This is a genomic window from Lentzea sp. NPDC058450, from assembly GCF_042721395.1.
GTDB lineage: Bacteria > Actinomycetota > Actinomycetes > Mycobacteriales > Pseudonocardiaceae > Lentzea.
Map to the genome: position 1 here is coordinate 211,766 of NZ_JBHXLO010000005.1, position 19,195 is coordinate 230,960.

Sequence of the window (19,195 nt, forward strand, 5' to 3'; positions counted from 1 at the left end):
AGGAGAACTCCGCCGCTCCCCGCCGCAGGGCTACGGAATGCTAGCGAAGGTGATCCCCGGCGCGACGGGGCCAGTGCGGGCCAAAGTGCGGTCCGTCAGGGGGAGCGTTCCGTCGAGCGCCGCGAGCACAGAGTCACGGGCGAGCGGCAGGACCTCGGCGACGGTGACGTCGCGGCCGAGCTCGTGCGAGAGCGAAGCGACGCCCGCGTCCTTGATGCCGCACGGGATGATGTCGCCGAACGCATCGAGGCTCGCGTTGCAGTTGATCTCGAAGCCGTGCATGGTCACGCCGCGCTGCACACGGATGCCGATGGCGGCGACCTTGCGTTCGGGGCCGCGGTCGTCGGCGGGCAGCCACACGCCGCTGCGGCCCTCGACGCGGCCGGTGTGCACGCCGAGCTGGTCGCACACGTCGATCAGGCCCTGCTCGACGCGGCGGACGTAGTCGACGACGTCGATCGGGTCCGACAGCTTGACGATGGGGTAACCAACCAGTTGGCCGGGTCCGTGCCAGGTGATCTTGCCGCCGCGGTCGACGTCGATGACCGGGGTGCTGCCGCCGCGCGGGCGTTCCTCGTCGAGGGTGCGCCGGCCGCAGGTGTAGACGGGCGGGTGCTCGAGCAGCAGGAGGGTGTCGGGACCGGCGGCGACAGTGCTGTCAGCGCCGGGGGCGCGTGCCTCCGCGATCTCCTTCTGGAGGTCCCACGCCGCCATGTAGTCGATGAGCCCCAGCTCACGGATGACGACGGGGTCTGTCGAGGTGCGACACGAGTTCACGACCCGACGTTACCAACCCCAAAGCCATGGCTGCCAAAAGCCCGACGCCCGTCACACCCAGCACCGCGCCGATGACGTCGGTGACCCAGTGCATCTCCAGCACGACCCTCGCGAACCCGCCGACGAGCACCGCGAGCGCCGCCCACAGCACGCCTCGCCGCAGCAGCACGACCAGCGTGAACCCGACCGACGCGATGGCCACCGTGTGCCCGCTCGGGTAGCTCGGCAGGTGGTACTCGACGGGCCGGACGCGGTCGAACAGGAACCGCGTCAGCAGCGTCGCGCAGCAGATCCCGTGCAACGCGAGCGCCTTCCACAGGCGCGGGTCGCGCCGCTTCCACGCCAGCACGAACAACACCGCCGCGAACGCCCACCCGATCGTCGGCCCCAGCACGAGGCCGATCGCGAACGCCGTCGCCTGCAACCACTCGGGTCGCGGCACCACGTCGTGCACCCACACGTCGAGCGAGGTCGTCTCGGGCAGTCCCAGCAGGACCCACGAGATCACCAGCACCGCCGCGAGCGCACGAGTCATGCGACCGCCGCGGTCAGTGCGGACGGCAGCGCCGGGTGCAGGAAGTGGAAGCCCTTGCTCTCCAGCACCTTCGGCGTCAGGCCGGGACCGCTGAGCAGCAGCTCCTGCGCCATCTCGGCGCCGAGCAGCGTCTTCAGCGCGAACGCGGGCACCGTCCACGGCGTCGGCCGGCCGAGTGCCGCGCCGGCCGCCTTGGTGAACTCGGCGTTCGTCGCCGGTGTCGGGCCCACCACGTTCACCGGCCCGCGGACGTCGTCGTGCTCGACGACGAACCGGTAGGCGGACACGACGTCGTCGAGCGACACCCACGGGAAGAACTGCTCGCCCGTTCCGAGTTTGCCGCCCAGGAAGAACTGGAACACGGGCTTCAGCCGGCCGAACACCCCGCCCGACGGAGCGATGACGACAGCGGTGCGCATCAGCACGACCCGCACGCCGCCTTCCTGCGCCGCCGCCGTCGCCGCCTCCCAGTCCTGGGTCAGGCGTGCCATGTAGCTGTGGCCGCCGGGCGCGTCCTCGTCCGCGAGGCGCGAGCCGGTGTCGCCGTAGAAGTGGGCACCCGACGAGTTCACGAGCGCCGGCACGCCGTGGTCGACGCACGCCGCCGACAACACCTCGGCCGGTACGACGCGGCTGTCGTGCAGGACCTGCTTGCGCGCGTCGTCCCACCGCTTGTCGCCGATGCCCGCGCCGCACAGGTTGATGACGGCGTCGACGCCGTCGAAGGTGCCTTCGTCGATGCGTCCGGCGTACGGGTCCCAGCCGCGTTCGTCGGGCGCGGCGGCCTTGCGGCGCACCAGCCGCAGCACCTCGTGCCCGGCGGCGCGCATCGACGCCACCAGGCTCGTTCCGATCAAGCCCGAAGATCCCGCGATGACTACCCGCATGACCTAGATCGTTCCCCACTCCAGCACCGCATGCACAGCCACAAGAGACATACCGGACCCAGGATGTGCCGAAGGCCACCCCGGCAAACCGGGGTGGCCTTCAGGTCACACTCTGCTGATATCCGATATATCGGATATCAGTGCTGCTCAGAGCGTCCAGGCCGGGCCTGAACGCACCGCGCGGCGCTCAGAGACCGAGGTCGGCCTCGAACGCGCCCTCCTCGAGACGGTTCTTGACCGTCGTGAGGAAGCGGCCCGCGTCGGCACCGTCGACCAGGCGGTGGTCGTAGGTGAGCGCGAGGTACATCATCGAGCGGATGGCGATGGTGTCGTTGCCGTCCTCGTCGGTCATGACGACCGCGCGCTTCTTGACGACGCCGACGCCCAGGATGCCGACCTGCGGCTGCTGGATGATCGGGGTGTCGAAGAGGGCGCCGTTGCTGCCGAGGTTGGTCAGCGAGAACGTGCCACCGGCGAGCTCGTCCGGCGTGAGCTTGTTCGAACGGGCGCGCGCCGCCAGGTCACCGATCTTGTGGGCGATGCCCGACAGGTTCAGGTCACCGGCGTTGTGGATCACGGCGTTGAGCAGGCCGCGCTCCGTGTCGATCGCCAGACCGAGGTGCTCGGCACCGTGGTAGGTGACCTCCTTGCGCTCCTCGTCGATCGACGCGTTGAGCACCGGGTGGGCCTTGAGGGCCTCGATGGCGGCCTTCGCGAAGAACGGCAGGAACGTGAGCTTGGCGCCCTCACGAGCCTCGAACGCCTTCTTGGCCTGGTTGCGCAGCCGGGCGATCTTGGTCACGTCGACCTCGAACACCTGGGTGAGCTGGGCCGACTGCTGCAGCGACTCACGGGTGCGCTGCGCGACGATCTGACGCAGACGCGGGAGCTTCTGCACGGTGCCGCGCTTGCCCGAGTTGTCGACCGCGGCCGGGGCGGCGGTGCGAGCGGCGGGGGCAGCGGCAGCCGGAGCGGCGGCGGGCGCCGGAGCCGGGGCCTTCTTGGCCTCGACGGCGGCGAGCACGTCCTGCTTGCGGATGCGGCCACCGACGCCGGTGCCCTTGAGCGAGCCCAGGTCGATGCCGTTCTCCGACGCGAGCTTGCGCACGAGCGGAGTGACGTACGGCGTGCCGTTGGCGTCGTCGGAAGAAGACGCGGCGGGCGCGGCCTGCGGAGCCGGCGCGGCGGGGGCCGGAGCCGGAGCAGCCGGAGCCGGAGCAGCCGGAGCCGGAGCAGCGGCGGGAGCCGGGGCAGGCGCCGGTGCGGCCGGGGCGGGAGCGGCGGCCGGAGCCGGGCTGCCCGAACCGATGACGGCGAGCTTGCCGCCGACCTCGACGGTCTCGTCCTCGCCCGCGGAGATCTCCAGCAGCGTGCCGGCGACCGGGGACGGGATCTCGGTGTCGACCTTGTCGGTCGAGACCTCGAGCAGCGGCTCGTCGACCTCGACGCTGTCGCCGACCTGCTTCAGCCAGCGGGTGACGGTGCCCTCGGTGACGGACTCGCCGAGCGCGGGCATCGTGACGTCGGTGCCCTCGGCCGACCCACCGGACGGCGCGGCCGGAGCCGGAGCCTCGGCGGCCGGGGCGGGAGCGGCGGGCGCCTCTTCCTGCGCGGGGGCCGGGGCCTCCTGCGCCGGAGCGGCGGGGGCGGGCGCGGAAGCCGGTGCGGCGTCGCCGTCACCGATCACCGCGAGCTCGCCGCCGACCTCGACGGTGTCGTCCTCCTGCGCGACGATCTTCTGCAGGACACCGGCCGCCGGAGACGGGATCTCGGTGTCGACCTTGTCGGTGGACACCTCGAGCAACGGCTCGTCCACCTCCACCCGGTCGCCTTCCTGCTTCAACCACCGGGTGACCGTGCCCTCGGTGACGCTCTCACCGAGTGCGGGCATCTGGACGGAGAAGGCCATTGTTCGCTGACTCCTCGTGCTCTCGTCGTGTGGCTGACTTTGTGTGGGGAACGGTCAGCCGTGCACGTGCAGCGGCTTGCCGGCCAGAGCGAGGAACGCCTCGCCCAGGGCTTCAGTCTGGGTCGGGTGGGCGTGGATCAGCGGAGCCACGTCCTCCGGGAAAGCTTCCCAGCTGTAGATCAGCTGCGCCTCACCGATGAGTTCGCCGACGCGCTCGCCGACCATGGTGATGCCGACGACGGGGCCGTCGGGGGCCTTCACGAGCTTCACGCCGCCCGCGGTCTTCAGGATCTGGCTCTTGCCGTTGCCCGCGAGGTCGTAGACGAACGTCTCGGCCGACCCGTACTTCTCCTTGGCGGCGGCCTCGGTCAGACCGACGGACGCGACCTCGGGCTTGCAGTAGGTGACGCGCGGGATGCCCGCCTCGTCGATCACCTTCGGGTTCTGGCCCGCGATCTCCTCGGCCACGAAGATGCCCTGCTGGAAGCCGCGGTGCGCGAGCTGCAGGCCGGGCACGATGTCGCCGACGGCGAAGACGTTCGGGAGGTTGGTGCGCAGGCGCTCGTCGGTGAGGACGAAGCCGCGGTCGATCTTGACGCCGGCCTCCTCGTAGCCGTGACCCGCGCTGTTGGGGCCGCGGCCGACCGCGACGAGCAGCAGGTCGGCGTCGAGGACGTCGCCGTTCTCCAGCGTGACCGAGACGCTCGAGTCGGTCTGGGTGGCGCCGGTGAACTTCACGCCGGTCTTGAACTTGATGCCGCGCTTGCGGAACGCGCGCTCCAGTTGCTTGGACGCGTACTCGTCCTCGGCCGGGACCAGGCGGGGCAGGGCCTCGACGATGGTCACCTCGGCGCCGAACGAACGCCACACGCTGGCGAACTCCACACCGATGACGCCGCCGCCGAGGACGACGACCTTCTCGGGGATGAAGTCCAGGTTGAGCGCCTGGTCACTCGTGATGACCCGGCCGCCGATCTCCAGACCGGGCAGGCTGCGGGCGTACGAACCGGTGGCGAGAACGACGTTCTTACCGGTGTACCGCTGGCCGTTCACCTCGACGGTGTTCGGGCCGACGAACGTGCCCGCGCCCTCGACGAGGGTGACCTTGTTGGCCTTCGCGAGTCCCTGCAGGCCCTTGTAGAGCCGCGAGATCACGCCGTCCTTGTACGAGTTGACGCCGGCGATGTCGATGCCCTCGAGGGAGGACTTCACGCCGAACTGGTCGCCTTCGCGGGCGTTGTCCGCGACCTCGGCCGCGTGCAGCAGCGCCTTGGTCGGGATGCAACCGCGATGCAGGCAGGTGCCGCCCAGCTTGTCCTTCTCGACCAGGACGACGGACAGGCCGAGCTCGGCCGCGCGGAACGCGCAGGCGTAGCCACCTGAACCACCGCCGAGGATGACGAGATCGGCGTTGGTGGCCGACTCCAGTTCCGGCGAAGTCACTTCGGATCTCCTCGGGATTACTTACTACGCGCGGGTGCGCGCGAGGTACGCGGCCATCTTGTCACTACTTGCCAGAGCGCGGTGATCCGGCATAGGACACCACGCCCGGTCCTGATCATTCACCTACTCATAACACCCTTTCCTGGCATCATGGTGGAGGGAGACGCAGGAGGTGCTCGATGGGGCTGTTCGACCGTTTCCGCAGGAAGCCGCGCCCAGGGGTGCTGCGGACCGCCTCCAACCAGGACACCAGCCACCTCGAGCAGTGGACGAAGAGCCGCCACGGCGTAGAGGCCTATGTGGAGCCGAAGACCACGGTGACCGAAACCACTGTGGTGCTGGTCGCTCACGACGGCGAGTGGACCCGCCGCAGGGTCGCCTCGCCGGACGCCGCGAGGTCGTTCGCACGCAAACTGGGGATGCCGATCTACGACGCCGGAATCGTCGGCTACCCGAAGCGCATGCGCGACTACACGGCGCGCCAGCGCAAGCTCGGCAACGGCTAGAGGGCGCTCATCGCGGCGGCGACCCACGGTTCGCTCGCACCCGTGTCCGTGGGAGCGGGCGTGCCGCTGATCGTCGCCATGAGCGTGAAGTACCGGTCGAGCACGGCGCCGAACCGCGCGACGGCCAGCCGCGCCGTCTCGTCGACGACCCGGTCGGGCTCGATCATGCCGCGCTTCAGCTCGCCCGGCTCGGCGGGCGTCCCGGTGACGGCCTCGGTGAGGCCGGCGATCGAGTCGAGCATCCGCGCGGCGATGTCCTTGCCGCGCGCCGAGTCCGGCGCGACCCCGGCCCGTTCCGCCTCCACCGCCTCGACCTCGATCAGCCGATGCGCCTCGATCCGCGCCATCATCTCCGGCGACGTCACGGTGAGCGCCTTCGGCGACGCGAAGCTCGTGTGGAAGAACTCCCGCACCTCACGCCGGAAACCCGTGTCCCGCACCATGTCCGCGAGCTCGATCCACGCCTGGAGCTGCTCGGTCTCGGGCTCCTCCGGCAGCACCGGCCGCAACCGGTGGAGGTGGTCGACGAACGCCGGGTGCACCGTGAGCCCGTCCGTCACCTCGTTCCAGAAGTCGTCGAGCAACCGCTCCCGGTCCTCGTCGGACATCGACACGAGCGCGTGCATCAACGCCGCCTGCCGCGCGCCGCCGCCCTGCCCGACGATGGTCCGCAGCACGGCCCGCCGCGCCGTGAGATGGCGCAACTGCCGTTCCACGATCACGAGGTGCGTGGTCGCGAGGTCGTGCAACGAGGTCTCGTCGGCGAGCAACCGCCGCACGTCCTCCAGACTCGCGCCGAGATCGCGCAACGTCCGCACGAGCTCCAGCCGTGCGACGGCCTCGACGTCGTAAAGGCGATACCCGCCGTCCGTGTGGCTGGTGGGCGGCACGACGTTCTCGTCCGCGTAGAACCTGATGGCGCTCACACTCAGTCCGGTGCGGCGCGCGACGTCCCCGATGGGGTACAGCTGTTCGGTCATGACGACCACCCTGGGGTCTCAAGCGGCTTGAGACTCAAGCGCTTTCGACCGTTGGTTCGTGCCGCACGGGAAAGTTCACACTCGCGGCTATGAAGCACATCGCGTGCGCCTTCTCGTGCAACGCCTGCGCCTTCTCCCGCGTGGCCGGGTCGGCGACCGTCACGACGGGGTTGAGCACCACCTCGGTGAACCGCCCCGAGCCGTCCGGGTGCTCGGCCATCGTGCCGGTGGCGTGGTCGCGGTAGTCCGTCACGACGACGCCGTTGGTCGAGGCGAGGTGCAGGTACCAGAGCATGTGGCACTGCGACAGCGAGGCGACCAGGAGCTCCTCGGGGTTGTAGCGGCTCCGGTCGCCCCGGAACGACGGGTCGGACGAGCCGAGGATCGTCTCCTTGCCCTCGGCCCGGACCTCGTGCGCGCGCTCGTAGGCCTTGTAGCCGGCGGTACCGCTTCCGGTGTTGCCGGTCCACACGAGGTCGGTCTCGTACTGATGCGTCCCCATGTGGAAATCCTCCTCTTCCCGTGCCCGAGCGCCTAGCCTCTTTTCGGCGGGCTCCGGGGGAGACCTGCCGAGACAGTCCACTTCGGACCAGCGGGGGACCGGATTTGAGTCCTGAAAGGATGGACGACCAGGTCGGGGCGTTGCGGGAAGCCTTGAACCGCAACGAGGTGCTGACGGACGTCCTCGCGGGCGCGGCGGAACTGCGGCTGCCCGGCTGGTACCTGACGGCGGGTTGCGTGTTCCAGACCGTCTGGAACGTCGTCACCGGCAGGCCCGCGGCGGAGGGGATACTGGACTACGACCTGTTCTACTTCGACGCCTCCGACCTGTCCTGGGAATCGGAGGACGCGGTCGTCCGCGCAGGCCGTGCCCGCTTCGGGGACACGGCGGTGGAGATCCGCAACGAGGCCCGCGTGCACCTCTGGTACGAGGAGAAGTTCGGCGTGCCGTGCCCGCCGTACGGGTCGACGGAGGCCGCAATCGACTCGTTCCCCTCCACGACGTGCTGCATCGGTGTCCGTGCGGAGCCTGACGGCCGATGGCGGGTGTACGCGCCGCACGGCCTGTCGGACGCGTTCGGCCTCGTCGTCCGGCCGAACCCGGTACTCGCACCGAGACACGTCTACGAGACCAAAACGGCCAGGTGGCGAGAGCAGTGGCCGGACCTGACCGTTCTCCCGTGGCCCGAATAGCCGAACGGGCGGGCTCTCCGCAGAGATCCCGCCCGTTCCGTTGAGAAGCCTCAGCCGTTGGCCGCGATGTCCGCCAGCACGGCCGCGATGGTCCGCACCGGGACACCGGTGCCGCCCTTCGCCGTGTACCCGTACGGACCACCCGTGTGGTACGCCGGACCGGCGATGTCGATGTGCGCCCACTGCACGCCCTCGGCCACGAACTCGCGCAGGAACAGGCCCGCCGCGAGCATGCCGCCCCAGCGGTGCCCGGTCACGTTCGCGAGGTCCGCGAGCCGCGAGTCGAGGTCCGCGCGCAGCTCCTCGGGCAGCGGCATCGGCCACGCCGACTCGCCGACGGCCGTGCCGATGGTGGCCACGCGGTCGCGGAACTCCTCCGAGCCCATGACGCCCGCGGTGCGCTTGCCCAGCGCCACGACCTGCGCGCCGGTCAGCGTCGCGGTCTCGATCAGGTAGTCCGGGCCGTCCTCGCACGCGCGCACGATGGCGTCGGACAGGATCAGCCGGCCCTCGGCGTCGGTGTTGAGCACCTCGACGGTCTTGCCGCCGTACATGGTCAGCACGTCGCCGGGGCGGTACGCGTCACCGGACGGCATGTTCTCCGCCATCGGGATCGACGCGATGATCTCCAGCGGGTACTTGAGCTTCGCGGCGAGCACCATCGTGGCGACGATCGCGGCGGCGCCCGACATGTCCGAGGTCATCTCGTCCATGCCCGCGGCCGGCTTGATCGAGATGCCGCCGGTGTCGAACGTGATGCCCTTGCCGACGAGCGCGACCTTCTTGACGGCCTTCGCGCCCTTGTACGAGATGCGCACGAGACGCGGCTGACGGGTCGAACCGCCGCCGACGCCCAGGATGCCGCCGAAGCCCTGCTTCTTCAGCGCCTTCTCGTCGAGCACCTCGACGTCGAGGCCGGCGGCGGTGGCGAGCTTCTCCGCGCGGGCGGCGAACGAACCCGGGTAGAGGTCGTTCGGCGGCGTGTTGATGAAGTCACGCGCGATGGCGACGGACTCGGCGATCGCGACGGCGGCCTTCAGCGCGGCCTTGTTCTCCTTGGAACCGGCGGCGTGCAGGTCGACCTTCGCGACCGGGCCCTCGCCCTTGTCGGACTTGTACTCGGTGAACGCGTAGGCGCCGAGCAGCGTGCCCTCGGCGGCGGCACCGACGTGCAGCGCGGCGAGGGTGTTGATCGCGCGCTTCTTGCCGGCCAGCGCGCGGGCGGCGACACCGGACGCGCGGCGCACCTGCTCCTCGCCGGTGCTCTTGCCGAGGCCCACGGCCAGGACGAGCGGGGCGGCGATCTTGCCGAACGTCGGCACCTTCACGAGCTCGTCGGCCTTGCCGGACGCGCGCAGCGTGCCGAGCACGTCGAGCAGCGCGCCGTCGAACGCGGCGGCGACCGCTTCGGCACCGGGCGCGAGCTCCAGGCCGTCCGCACCCTGCAGGGTGCCCACGACGACTGCGTCCGCGGCGGTGGTGCTCAGGTCACCCTCGGTGAGGGCCAGCTTCGGGGCTGTCACGTGCTGCTCCAGGGTTGTTGCGGGCATGGCTCGGAATCGTGACTCATGCTAAAGGTCGGACTGTCCCACTAATGCCCAGCCCCGCCACGTTCGCCGCAATCCGTGACGTTGACAGTTGCTCAGTGTGGCGATTCGCCCGTTTCTCGCATCAGTCGACCGGGTGGTTACGGCCGGATGCCGCATCTGAGAACGTGTACCGGTGACCCACACGCCTCGCGAGATCGCCGGTACGGTCGCGCTCGGTCTTCCCGCGGTGCTCGGAGCGGGGGTTTTCGCCGGATTCGCCCCTGCCGCAGGCCTTGCCGGCTGGTGGGTGCTCCCCGCGCTGGCCCTGTCCGCGTTCGCCGCGCTGTGCTCCGCCTTCTCCACGGCAGACCAGTCGCGCGCCTACCCGGACGTCGGCGGCGGTTACGGATACGTGCGCGCGCAGCTCGGTGTGTGGCCCGCACGGATGACAGCGAGCGCCCACCTGGTGGGCCGGTTCGCGATGGCCGCGGCGGTGGCGTTGATGTTCGGCGCGTACGTCGTGCCGGACCGTCCCGTGGTCGGCGGGCTCGCGCTCGTGGTCACGACGGCGTTGCTCGGTGCCGCCGGGTTCCGCTTCACCACCGGCGTGAGCGCGCTGGTGTCGGTGGTCGTGCTCGGCGTGCTGGCACTGGTCGTCGCGTCGAGCTTCGCGATCGAGCCCGTGCCGTCGGCGGGGGAGGCGGGCACCGTCAACGAGCTCGTCGGCGTCGCCGGGCTCATGTTCACGGCCTTCGCCGGGTTCGAACGCATCACCGCGCCCCTGCGCGGTGAGCGCCCGCACCCGCCGGCCGTGCTGAAGATCGCGATTCCGGTCCTCGTCGGACTGTCGTTCGTCGTCTACCTCGCCGTGGGCGCCGGAGTGCTGCGTCAGCTCGGCAGCGCGCGCCTCGCGTTGTCGCCCGCGCCGTTGCGGGACGCGCTCGTCGCCGCCGACTCGGCCGCGCTGGTCCCGCTCGTGCAGATCGCCGCGGCGGTCGCCGGGGTGGCTGTGCTGCACTTCGTCCTCGCGTCCGCGCATCGCACGCTCACCGGCCTGACCGAGGACGGCGACCTGCCGACGCGGCTCAGGTCCGGCGCGCTGACGTTGCTCGTGGTCGCCGCCGCCGCGCTCGCCGTGTTCCTCATGCCGCTCGCGACGGCGTTCGGCGTGGCGGCCTGCGGGACGTTGTTCTACTACGCCTTCACCAACGCGTCGGCGCGCGTGCTGCTGCAGAACGACCGCACGTGGCCGATGCGCACGGCGTGCCTCGGCCTGGGCCTGTCGGTGCTGCTGGCCATGAGCCTGCCGGTGCCCGCCATGCTGATCTCGATCGCGGGGCTGGGCGCCGGCACCGGGCTCATCGGGCTCACGTCAGCGCTGAGAGGAAAACGAGCAGCGTCACGCCTACGCACACCGCAAGCCAGATGATCCGGCCGGTGCTGATCTCGGTCTTCTCCCTGATGATCGCCCAGTAGACGAACAGGAAGGTCGCGGAGGCGAACACGGCGGCCACGATGCCGCCCCCGCCCCACATCGCCCAGCCGGCGAAGAACGTCAGGCCGGTGCCCAGCACGAGCAGCGTGGCCTGTAAGACGGTGCGGACGTCGGAACCCGTGGAAGATCTTTCCGGCTCGGTCATGGCCGGGGACTCTATCGAGTCTGACTTAGTAGGACGTCCGAGTTTTGGGAAGTGGATTTTCCGTATCCCGACCTGCGGGTTACCGTGCTCACATGACGAGCGAGTTGCCTTTCACCCGGACTCCCCACCCGCACCCGGCGACCCCGGAGCGCGTAGCGGAGGTACTTGCCAAGCCGGGCTTCGGGCAGCACTTCACCGACCACATGGTGACGATCCGCTGGAACCGCGAGCAGGGCTGGCACGACGCCGAGGTCGGCCCGTACTCCACCCTCGCACTGGACCCCGCGGCAATGGTGCTGCACTACGGCCAGGCGATCTTCGAAGGGCTCAAGGCCTACCGGCAGCCCGACGGTTCGATCGCGTCCTTCCGCCCCGAGGCGAACGCCGAGCGCTTCCGCGCGTCGGCCCGCCGGATGGCGATGCCCGAACTTCCCGACGAGCTCTTCCTGGAGTCCGTGCGGCAGATCCTCGCGGTCGACGACCGCTGGGTGCCCTCGGCGCCGGAGGAGTCCCTGTACCTGCGGCCGTTCATGATCTCCACGGAGAAGGGACTCGGCGTGCGACCCTCGTCCGAGTACCTCTACGTGCTGATCGCCTCCCCGGCCGGCTCCTACTTCGCGGGCGGCGTGAAGCCGGTGAGCGTGTGGCTCTCGACCGAGTACGTCCGCGCGGCTCCCGGTGGCACCGGCGCGGCCAAGTTCGCCGGCAACTACGCCGCGTCCCTCGTGGCGCAGGCGCAGGCCGCCGAGAAGGGCTGCGACCAGGTCGTCTGGCTCGACGCGGTGGAACGCCGCTGGGTCGAGGAGATGGGCGGCATGAACCTGTTCTTCGTCTTCGGGGACAAGGTCGTCACGCCCGAGCTCACCGGCACGCTGCTGCCCGGCATCACCCGGAGCTCGCTGCTGGAGCTGGCCTCCGACCTCGGCCTGACTGTGGAGGAGCGCCGCATCTCGACCGACGAGTGGGAGAAGGCCAACGCCTCCGGTGAGCTCACCGAGGTCTTCGCCTGTGGCACGGCGGCGGTCATCACGCCCGTCGGCCACGTCAAGCACGCCGGTGGCGAGTTCGACATCGCCGACGGCGGCACCGGCTCCGTGACGTCCAAGCTGCGCGAGCGCCTGACCGGCCTCCAGCACGGCCACGTCACCGACTCCCACGGCTGGATGACGACCCTCAAGGCCTAAGCGATCACCAGAACGGCCAGAAGCGCGATTTCGGCGGCAGCACCGAGCACATCACCGGTGATGCCGCCGAAACGCTTTCCGGTGTGCTTCACCAGCCCCCACACGAGCCCGAACGCGACGACGACGGCGACGACCGCACGCCACCCGAGCGGAACCGCCGCACCCGCGAGCACCACCCACGTACCGATGACCGTTGCAGGGTGCTGTGTGCCCGCAACGAGCGCACCGAGCCCTTCAGGCCGTGCGGCGGGCACGCCACGCAGGCAACAGATCCCGAACGCCGCCCGGCTCGCCGCGAACGCGAGCAGCACCACGCCCCAGTGAGCGTGGGGGAGCGCCGCGGCCTGCGCCCCCAGCACGACGATCAGCGACACGACCCCGAACGGCCCCGCGCCGCCGTCCTTCATGACCTTGAGCGCACGCTCCGGCGGCCCGTAGCACCCGAGCCCGTCGGCGACGTCGGCAAGCCCGTCGAGGTGCATGCCTCGGGTGAACAGCGCGACGACGCCGACGACGAGGAAACCCGCGACCAACGCCGATATATTGGATATCGCCAGCAGTTTCAGCACGCCGACGACGAACGCGCCGATGACGACGCCGACGACGGGCGTCAGTGCAATGGCCCGCCCCGCACCTTTGCGGTCGACGTCGTCGACGCGCAAAGGCAGGACCGTCAGCCAGGAGAACGCGAGCTTCACTCAGCCGGATCCTGCTGGGCCGAGTTCTCGCGAGCCGAGTTCTCCAGGGTTCGATTGTCCGGGACCGCGTCCTCCTGAGCCGAGGCTCCGGTGGTGGCGTCCTCGCGGTTGGTGATGCCGGCGCTCTCGAACGTCGCCATCTCCGCGAGCACCTTCACCGCCGAGATCAGCAACGGCAGCGCCGCCACCGCACCCGAGCCCTCGCCGAGCCGCATGCCGAACTCGAGCAGCGGCTTGAGGTTGAGGTGCCCGAGGGCGATCGCGTGCGCGGGCTCGGCCGACTCGTGCCCGGCGACCCACCACTCGCGCGCACCCGGCGCCATCTCCTCGGCGACGACCGCGGCCGCCCCGGCGACGACGCCGTCGAGCACGACCGGCGTCTTGCGCACGGCGGCCTGCGCGAGGAACCCGGCCATCGCCGCGATGTCCGCGCCACCGGCCGTGGCGAGCAACGCCACCGGGTCGCTGATCACCAGGCGGGCCCGGCGCAGCGCGTCCCGGATCGCCGCCGTCTTGCGCATCCACGCCTGGTCGTCGATGCCGGTGCCGCGCCCGACGACCGCGACGGGTTCCGACCCGGTCAGCGACGCGATCAGCACGGCCGACGGCGTCGTGTTGCCGATGCCCATGTCGCCGGCGACGAGCACGTCGGCGCCCGCGTCGACCTCCTCGTCGGCGAGCGCGCGGCCCGCCGCGATGGCGAGTTCGCACTGCTCACGGGTGAGGGCGTCCTCGCGGTCGATCGACCCGGACGAGCGCCGCACCTTGTGCTGGCTGACGGCGGCCGGGGTGTCGGCGTCGACGGCCATGTCGACCACACGCACGGTGGCGCCCGCGACCTGCGCGAGGACGTTGACGGCGGCGCCACCGGTGAGGAAGTTGGCAACCATCTGTCCGGTTACTTCGCTCGGGTACGCCGACACGCCCTGCGCCGTGATGCCGTGGTCGCCCGCGAACACGACGACGCGCGGCCGCGTGAAAGGCTTCGGCGGCACGACGCCCTGGCAGGCCGCGATCCAGTTGCCCAGCTCCTCCAGGCGTCCGAGCGAGCCGATCGGCTTCGTCAGCACCGCGTGCCGGGCCTCGGCCTCGCGCAGAACTGTCTCGTCCGGCGGTTCGACCGGCGGGAACTCGGTGCTCACCTGGCGCTCCTCATCTCAGCTTCAACGGGATACCCGCGACGAGGAGCGTGACCTCGTCGCACACCTCGGCGACGCGCGCGTTGAGCGCACCGAGGTGATCGCGGAAGAGCCTGCCAGAGCGCGTCGAGGGAATGACGCCGAGGCCGACCTCCGCGGTCACGAGCACGAGTCGCGTGCGGCACGTGGCGACCGAGCGGACCAGCGCGTCGACGTTCTGGACGATCGCTTCAGCGCCGTTGCCCTCCCACGCGTCGGCGTCGTCGAGCACGCCGACGAGCCACGTCGACAGGTCGTCCACCAGGATCGGCGGGTCCTCGTACTGGGTGGCTGTGAGCAGGGCGGGCAGGTCGGCCGGCGCCGACGCCTCGACCGTGTGCCAGGTGGCCGGGCGGCGCGCGACGTGCGACGCGATGCGCGCGTCCCAGTCCGGGTCGTCCGGGTATCTGCGCGCGGTGGCGACGTAGGTCACCGTCGGTTCGGTGAGCAGGCCTTCCGCGTGTGCGGACTTGCCTGAACGCGCTCCGCCGAGCACGAGCGTTCTCGATGACAACAGTCAGTAGCCTTCGTCTCATGGAATTCCGCTGGCGCTATCAGGATGCACACGGACGCGAGGTCGCGGGCCCGGATGTGACGTTCGCGGAGCAGACGGAGGCCGAGGAGTGGTTCAGCGCCGAGTGGCGTGACCTGCTCGAAGCCGGTGTCGAGCAGGTCACGCTGCTGCGGTCGGAAATCGAGGTGTACGGCCCGATGAGCCTGCACCCCGGTTCCTGACCCAGTCCTGTTCCGGCTCAGCCCTGGGCGGTGAGCCTCGGGTCGTCGGTGATGACGCCCTCGAGGACGTTGTCGATCTGCTTGAGCACGTCGTCGTCGAGCTCGACGTCGATCGCCTTGACGTTCTCGAAGACCTGCTCCGGACGCGACGCGCCGATGATCGCCGACGCGACGTTCGGGTTCTTCAGCACCCACGCGACGGCGAGCTGCGCGAGCGTGACGCCCGCGTCCGCGGCGATCGGCTTGAGCTGCTGCACGGCGTTGAGCACGTCGTCCCGCATCCAGCGCGCGATCATCTGCGACCCGCGCGCGTCGGCCAGGCGCGAACCCTCCGGCACGTCGGCGCCCGGCAGGTACTTGCCGGTCAGGATGCCCTGCGCGACGGGGGAGAACACGATCTGGCTGATGCCCTCGCGCTCGCACGCCGGCACGACCTGCGGCTCGATGACCCGCCACAGCATCGAGTACTGCGGCTGGTGCGACACGAACGGCACGTTCAGCTCGCGGGCCAGCGCGGCACCGCGGGTGATCTGCTCGGCGGTCCACTCGGACACGCCGACGTAGAGGACCTTGCCCTGGCGGACGAGGTCGGCGAACGCCAGCATCGTCTCCTCGAGCGGGACGCTGTGGTCGAACCGGTGCGCCTGGTACAGGTCGACGTAGTCGGTCTGCAGGCGCTTGAGCGAGGCGTTGGCCGACTCCATGACGTGCTTGCGGCCGAGCCCGCGGTCGTTGGGGCCACCGGGACCGGTCGGCCAGTAGACCTTGGTGAGGATCTCGAGCGACTCGCGCCGCTGACCCTGCAGCGCCCGCCCGAGCACCGACTCCGCCGCCGTGTTGGCGTAGACGTCGGCTGTGTCGAAGGTCGTGATCCCCGACTCCAGCGCCGCCTTCACACAGGCGTGGGCCTGCTCCTCTTCCACCTGCGAACCGTGGGTGAGCCAGTTGCCGTACGAGATCTCACTGATGGACAGGCCGCTGCGGCCGAGTCGACGGAACTTCATACATCGGAGCTTAAACCGACTTCGTTCGTACTGCTAATGAACTTCGGGAGCGTGCCACACCATGGAATACCGCCAGAACAGACGCCTGCGGATCCGCGCGCCGGGCAGGATCTCGGCCGCCGCCTCGCGGATCTCGTTCAGCGCCGGCGCGCTCATCACGACCGGCATGTCGACGTCGTACGGCTTGCCCGCCGTGCCGGTCGCGGCCTTCGCGACGCCGACGATCGCGTTGGCCGGCAACGTCACCGCCTCCACCGCCCAGTCCACCGGGGTCGCGATGACGTAGAGCCCGACGACGACCAGCGTGCCGCCCGGCGCCGTCAACTCCCGGAGCCGCTCCAGCCCTTCGCGCAACGGCAGGTGGTGCAGGCTCGCCTCGGCTGTGACGACGTCGTACCGCCCGAGGTCCGCGGTGAACACGTCACCGCGCACCCACCGCACCCGGCTCGGGGTGGCGCTCGCGATCTCGATCATGCGCTCGCTGGCGTCGATCGCGGTGACCTCGTCCGCCCGGATCGACCGCGCCAGCACCCCGTGGCCGCACCCGACGTCGAGCGCCGACCTGGCCCGGGACGGCAACTGCCGGAGCAGCCACCGGCGGTACCACGCGTTGTGGTCCCACCAGAGCTTCTCCGGCAGTTGGAGGTTGAGAGGAATTCTGCGCACTACTTGATCGCGTCGCCAGGGCCGACCCGCGGCTTGGGCACGCGCAGCTTGCGGATCTGGCTCGCGCGGATGAACGAGTACCAGCCGATCGACAGGCCCTTGATCGGCTCGGTCGGGAACTTGGCCCGCACCTTCCGCGTGACGAGCCGGCCGAGCACGATGCCCTCGATGACCATCGCGATCAGCATGAAAGTCGTCGCCAGCGTCGCGTACCGCTGCACCGCGAGCGACGGCGTCAGCAGCGCCACGAACACCAGGATCGCGAGCGGCATGAACAGGCCCATGAGGTTGCGGCGCGAGTCGACGAGGTCGCGGATGTACGCCTTCACCGGCCCGCGGTCACGCGGCAGCAGGTACTTGTCCTCGCCCGCCATCATCCGCTGACGACGCTCCGTCGCCGCGGCACGACGCTCTTCCTTGCTCACCTTGTTGCCGCGCATGCGCTTGAACGCCTCGCGCTGCGTCTTGGGCGGCGGCGGCACCGGCCCGGAGCGACGGCCCTGCGCCTCACGCCGCTTGGGCGTCGCCTTGCCCTTGGCCGCCGTGCGCCCCCTGTCGAGCGGCTCAGCGAGCTCGGCCCCGGACTCGGGTGCCTCGGCGGTGGCGGTGTCGTCGGAGTTGCGGCGCAAGAACCTCACACCATCAGGGTAGGGCAGCGGGTTTTCTGTACCTTTCGCGAGGTGCGCGTACTCATAGCTCCGGACTGCTTCGGCGGCACCCTGACCGCCCGCGAGGCCGCCGACGCCATCGCCACCGGCTGGCGCGAGGCCAAGCCCGACGACGTCGTCGTCCAACGCCCCCTGGCTGACGGAGGCCCGGGCTTCGTCGACGTCCTGCACGCCGCCCTCGACGGCGATATCCGATATATCATCGTGACGGGCCCACTGGGCACGCCGGTAGAAGCGCGCTGGCTGAGCGTGCACACCAACGGCACACGCACTGCATACATCGAGTCCGCCGAAGCGTGCGGCCTGCACCTGATCCCCGCCGACCTCCGACCGCAGACCTGCGAGACGGCCACGACGCGAGGCGTCGGCGAACTCGTCGCGGCAGCCGCGGTTGACAACGATGTCATCCACGTGGGCCTCGGCGGCTCCGGCACGACCGACGGCGGCGCCGGAATGCTCGCCGCGCTCGCCGACGCCGGCGTCGACCTGACTGATATATCGCTGGTCGCGGCATCCGACGTCGAGAACCCACTGCTCGGCCCGCACGGCGCCGCCCACACCTTCGGCCCGCAGAAGGGCGCGTCGCCGGAGGCCGTCGAACGCCTCGAAGCCAAGCTCGCCGCCATGGACGTCCTCAAGCCCGTAGCCGATATATCAGGCGCCGGAGCAGCAGGCGGCCTCGGCGCCGCACTCCTGTCGCTGGGCGCGACGGTGACGTCGGGCGCCAACCTGGTCCGCACCCTGACCGGTCTGGACGCCGCCCTCGACGACGCCGACGTCGTCGTCACCGGCGAAGGCAGCTTCGACTGGCAGTCCCTGCGCGGCAAGCTCATCACCGCCGTCGCGGGCGGCGCCGCCGAACGAGGCATCCCGTGCCTCGCCATCGCCGGCCAGGTCAGCGTCGGCCGCCGCGAGATGGGCGCGGCCGGAGTCCAGGACGCCTACTCCGTCTCCGAACACGTCGGCTCCGTGCAGAAGGCGATCGAGGAGGCGCGCGACAGCGTCGTCGCCACGGCTCAGCACGTCGCCAGGCAGTGGTCGCGCTGACCAACCGGTTGGACGGACCAGCTGATATATCGGTTGGCTTGAGCGTGGTCTACGTGACAGTCGACACCTAGGGCGTCGAAGCCTGTCGTTGTGGGACCATGGGGAGTGGAACAAGGCGGGGAACGCCCGTGTTGTTGATGGGTGAACCGCCCGCAGAGGACCTCTTAGGAGAGCCATGACGACCGCTCAGGATGCCGCTTCGACCGCTTCCGAGGCGCCCAGCCACGGCGTGACGCTGACCGATGCGGCCGCCGTCAAGGCCAAGGCGCTGCTCGACCAGGAGGGCCGCGACGACATGCACCTGCGCATCGCCGTTCAGCCCGGTGGTTGTGCCGGCCTTCGCTACCAGCTGTTCTTCGACGAGCGTGCGCTCGACGGCGACGCGATGGTCGACTTCAACGGCATGAAGGTCGCCGTTGACCGCATGAGCGCGCCGTACGTCGAAGGCGCTGTCATCGACTTCGTGGACACGATCGAGAAGCAGGGCTTCACGATCGACAACCCGAACGCCGGCGGGTCCTGCGCCTGCGGCGACTCGTTCCACTAAGGCGAACCAACGCGAGAGGCCGCGTTCCCGCATCGACGGGAACGCGGCCTCTCCGCGTGTGCACCAGG

22 protein-coding genes are annotated in these 19,195 nt (G+C 70.3%); 7 read left to right on the forward strand and 15 right to left on the reverse strand.

The genetic code is table 11. From position 1 onward, the window contains the following. Positions 1-30: 30 nt before the first annotated feature. From lipB to lpdA, 5 genes are all read right to left on the reverse strand, one after another. Positions 31-777, reverse strand: coding sequence for a lipoyl(octanoyl) transferase LipB (lipB, locus tag ACFWNN_RS10950; RefSeq protein WP_382439697.1), 747 nt, complete (start codon positions 775-777; stop codon positions 31-33). Then, a complete protein-coding gene (locus tag ACFWNN_RS10955) occupies positions 734-1,312 on the reverse strand; it encodes a phosphatase PAP2 family protein (RefSeq protein WP_382439698.1) in 579 nt (192 codons plus the stop codon). Before ACFWNN_RS10955 ends, lipB begins: the two co-directional genes overlap by 44 nt. Further along, positions 1,309-2,199, reverse strand: a complete 891-nt coding sequence (locus ACFWNN_RS10960) for a TIGR01777 family oxidoreductase (protein WP_382439699.1) — start codon at positions 2,197-2,199, stop codon at positions 1,309-1,311. Before ACFWNN_RS10960 ends, ACFWNN_RS10955 begins: the two co-directional genes overlap by 4 nt. 187 nt (positions 2,200-2,386) lie before the next feature. Next, positions 2,387-4,108, reverse strand: a complete 1,722-nt coding sequence (sucB, locus tag ACFWNN_RS10965; protein ID WP_382439700.1) for a 2-oxoglutarate dehydrogenase, E2 component, dihydrolipoamide succinyltransferase — start codon at positions 4,106-4,108, stop codon at positions 2,387-2,389. A 54-nt stretch (positions 4,109-4,162) separates the two neighbouring features. Further along, complete coding sequence (lpdA, locus tag ACFWNN_RS10970) at positions 4,163-5,551, reverse strand: dihydrolipoyl dehydrogenase (RefSeq protein ID WP_382439701.1); 1,389 nt, start codon at positions 5,549-5,551, stop codon at positions 4,163-4,165. 179 nt (positions 5,552-5,730) lie between these two features. Here lpdA and ACFWNN_RS10975 point away from each other — a divergent pair, with 179 nt between their 5' ends. Continuing rightward, positions 5,731-6,057, forward strand: coding sequence for an oxidoreductase (locus tag ACFWNN_RS10975; RefSeq protein WP_382439702.1), 327 nt, complete (start codon positions 5,731-5,733; stop codon positions 6,055-6,057). On the opposite strand, the gene ACFWNN_RS10980 is transcribed toward ACFWNN_RS10975, so the two are convergent. After that, entirely contained in the window at positions 6,054-7,037 is a 984-nt protein-coding gene (locus ACFWNN_RS10980) for a MerR family transcriptional regulator (protein ID WP_382439703.1), read from the reverse strand. The genes ACFWNN_RS10975 and ACFWNN_RS10980 overlap by 4 nt on opposite strands. 34 nt (positions 7,038-7,071) lie before the next feature. Further along, positions 7,072-7,539, reverse strand: coding sequence for an OsmC family protein (locus ACFWNN_RS10985; protein ID WP_382439704.1), 468 nt, complete (start codon positions 7,537-7,539; stop codon positions 7,072-7,074). 119 nt (positions 7,540-7,658) lie between these two features. Between ACFWNN_RS10985 and ACFWNN_RS10990 the strand changes: the two genes are divergently transcribed. Further along, positions 7,659-8,231 carry a nucleotidyltransferase family protein gene (locus ACFWNN_RS10990; RefSeq protein ID WP_382439705.1) on the forward strand — a complete coding sequence of 191 codons (573 nt, stop codon included), beginning with the start codon at positions 7,659-7,661 and terminating at the stop codon, positions 8,229-8,231. A 50-nt stretch (positions 8,232-8,281) separates the two neighbouring features. Here the strand turns inward: ACFWNN_RS10990 and ACFWNN_RS10995 are convergent, their stop codons facing one another. Next, positions 8,282-9,754, reverse strand: a complete 1,473-nt coding sequence (locus ACFWNN_RS10995; RefSeq protein ID WP_382439819.1) for a leucyl aminopeptidase — start codon at positions 9,752-9,754, stop codon at positions 8,282-8,284. A 199-nt stretch (positions 9,755-9,953) separates the two neighbouring features. On the opposite strand from ACFWNN_RS10995, the gene ACFWNN_RS11000 reads away from it, so the two are divergent. Continuing rightward, positions 9,954-11,189, forward strand: a complete 1,236-nt coding sequence (locus ACFWNN_RS11000) for an amino acid permease (protein WP_382439706.1) — start codon at positions 9,954-9,956, stop codon at positions 11,187-11,189. On the opposite strand, the gene ACFWNN_RS11005 is transcribed toward ACFWNN_RS11000, so the two are convergent. After that, entirely contained in the window at positions 11,128-11,400 is a 273-nt protein-coding gene (locus tag ACFWNN_RS11005) for a hypothetical protein (RefSeq protein WP_382439707.1), read from the reverse strand. The two genes, ACFWNN_RS11000 and ACFWNN_RS11005, sit on opposite strands and share 62 nt — an antisense overlap. 92 nt (positions 11,401-11,492) lie before the next feature. Between ACFWNN_RS11005 and ACFWNN_RS11010 the strand changes: the two genes are divergently transcribed. Further along, entirely contained in the window at positions 11,493-12,584 is a 1,092-nt protein-coding gene (locus tag ACFWNN_RS11010) for a branched-chain amino acid aminotransferase (RefSeq protein ID WP_382439708.1), read from the forward strand. Here ACFWNN_RS11010 and cobS read toward each other — a convergent pair. Genes cobS through cobU form a run of 3 tightly spaced genes read right to left on the reverse strand, consistent with a single transcriptional unit; the run spans position 12,581 to position 14,974 of the window. Continuing rightward, positions 12,581-13,282: an adenosylcobinamide-GDP ribazoletransferase gene (gene cobS, locus ACFWNN_RS11015; protein WP_382439709.1), complete on the reverse strand. Its 702-nt coding sequence runs from the start codon at positions 13,280-13,282 to the stop codon at positions 12,581-12,583. The genes ACFWNN_RS11010 and cobS overlap by 4 nt on opposite strands. Then, positions 13,279-14,424 carry a nicotinate-nucleotide--dimethylbenzimidazole phosphoribosyltransferase gene (gene cobT, locus ACFWNN_RS11020; protein ID WP_382439710.1) on the reverse strand — a complete coding sequence of 382 codons (1,146 nt, stop codon included), beginning with the start codon at positions 14,422-14,424 and terminating at the stop codon, positions 13,279-13,281. Before cobT ends, cobS begins: the two co-directional genes overlap by 4 nt. A gap of 10 nt (positions 14,425-14,434) precedes the next feature. Beyond that, complete coding sequence (gene cobU, locus ACFWNN_RS11025; protein WP_382439711.1) at positions 14,435-14,974, reverse strand: bifunctional adenosylcobinamide kinase/adenosylcobinamide-phosphate guanylyltransferase; 540 nt, start codon at positions 14,972-14,974, stop codon at positions 14,435-14,437. Positions 14,975-14,994: 20 nt separating this feature from the next. Between cobU and ACFWNN_RS11030 the strand changes: the two genes are divergently transcribed. Then, positions 14,995-15,195 (forward strand): hypothetical protein, encoded by a 201-nt coding sequence (locus ACFWNN_RS11030; protein WP_382439712.1) that lies wholly within the window; start codon positions 14,995-14,997, stop codon positions 15,193-15,195. Between the two features lie 17 nt (positions 15,196-15,212). On the opposite strand, the gene ACFWNN_RS11035 is transcribed toward ACFWNN_RS11030, so the two are convergent. From ACFWNN_RS11035 to ACFWNN_RS11045, 3 genes are read right to left on the reverse strand one after another with little or no spacing between them, the layout of a single operon-like run. Continuing rightward, positions 15,213-16,199 carry an aldo/keto reductase family protein gene (locus tag ACFWNN_RS11035; protein WP_382439713.1) on the reverse strand — a complete coding sequence of 329 codons (987 nt, stop codon included), beginning with the start codon at positions 16,197-16,199 and terminating at the stop codon, positions 15,213-15,215. A 33-nt stretch (positions 16,200-16,232) separates the two neighbouring features. After that, positions 16,233-16,865 carry a class I SAM-dependent methyltransferase gene (locus ACFWNN_RS11040; protein WP_382439714.1) on the reverse strand — a complete coding sequence of 211 codons (633 nt, stop codon included), beginning with the start codon at positions 16,863-16,865 and terminating at the stop codon, positions 16,233-16,235. Then, positions 16,865-17,503: a DUF3043 domain-containing protein gene (locus ACFWNN_RS11045; protein WP_382439715.1), complete on the reverse strand. Its 639-nt coding sequence runs from the start codon at positions 17,501-17,503 to the stop codon at positions 16,865-16,867. Before ACFWNN_RS11045 ends, ACFWNN_RS11040 begins: the two co-directional genes overlap by 1 nt. 42 nt (positions 17,504-17,545) lie before the next feature. On the opposite strand from ACFWNN_RS11045, the gene ACFWNN_RS11050 reads away from it, so the two are divergent. Continuing rightward, positions 17,546-18,580 (forward strand): glycerate kinase, encoded by a 1,035-nt coding sequence (locus tag ACFWNN_RS11050; protein ID WP_382439716.1) that lies wholly within the window; start codon positions 17,546-17,548, stop codon positions 18,578-18,580. A gap of 175 nt (positions 18,581-18,755) precedes the next feature. Continuing rightward, a complete protein-coding gene (locus ACFWNN_RS11055) occupies positions 18,756-19,127 on the forward strand; it encodes an iron-sulfur cluster assembly accessory protein (RefSeq protein WP_089922497.1) in 372 nt (123 codons plus the stop codon). Positions 19,128-19,195 lie beyond the last annotated feature (68 nt).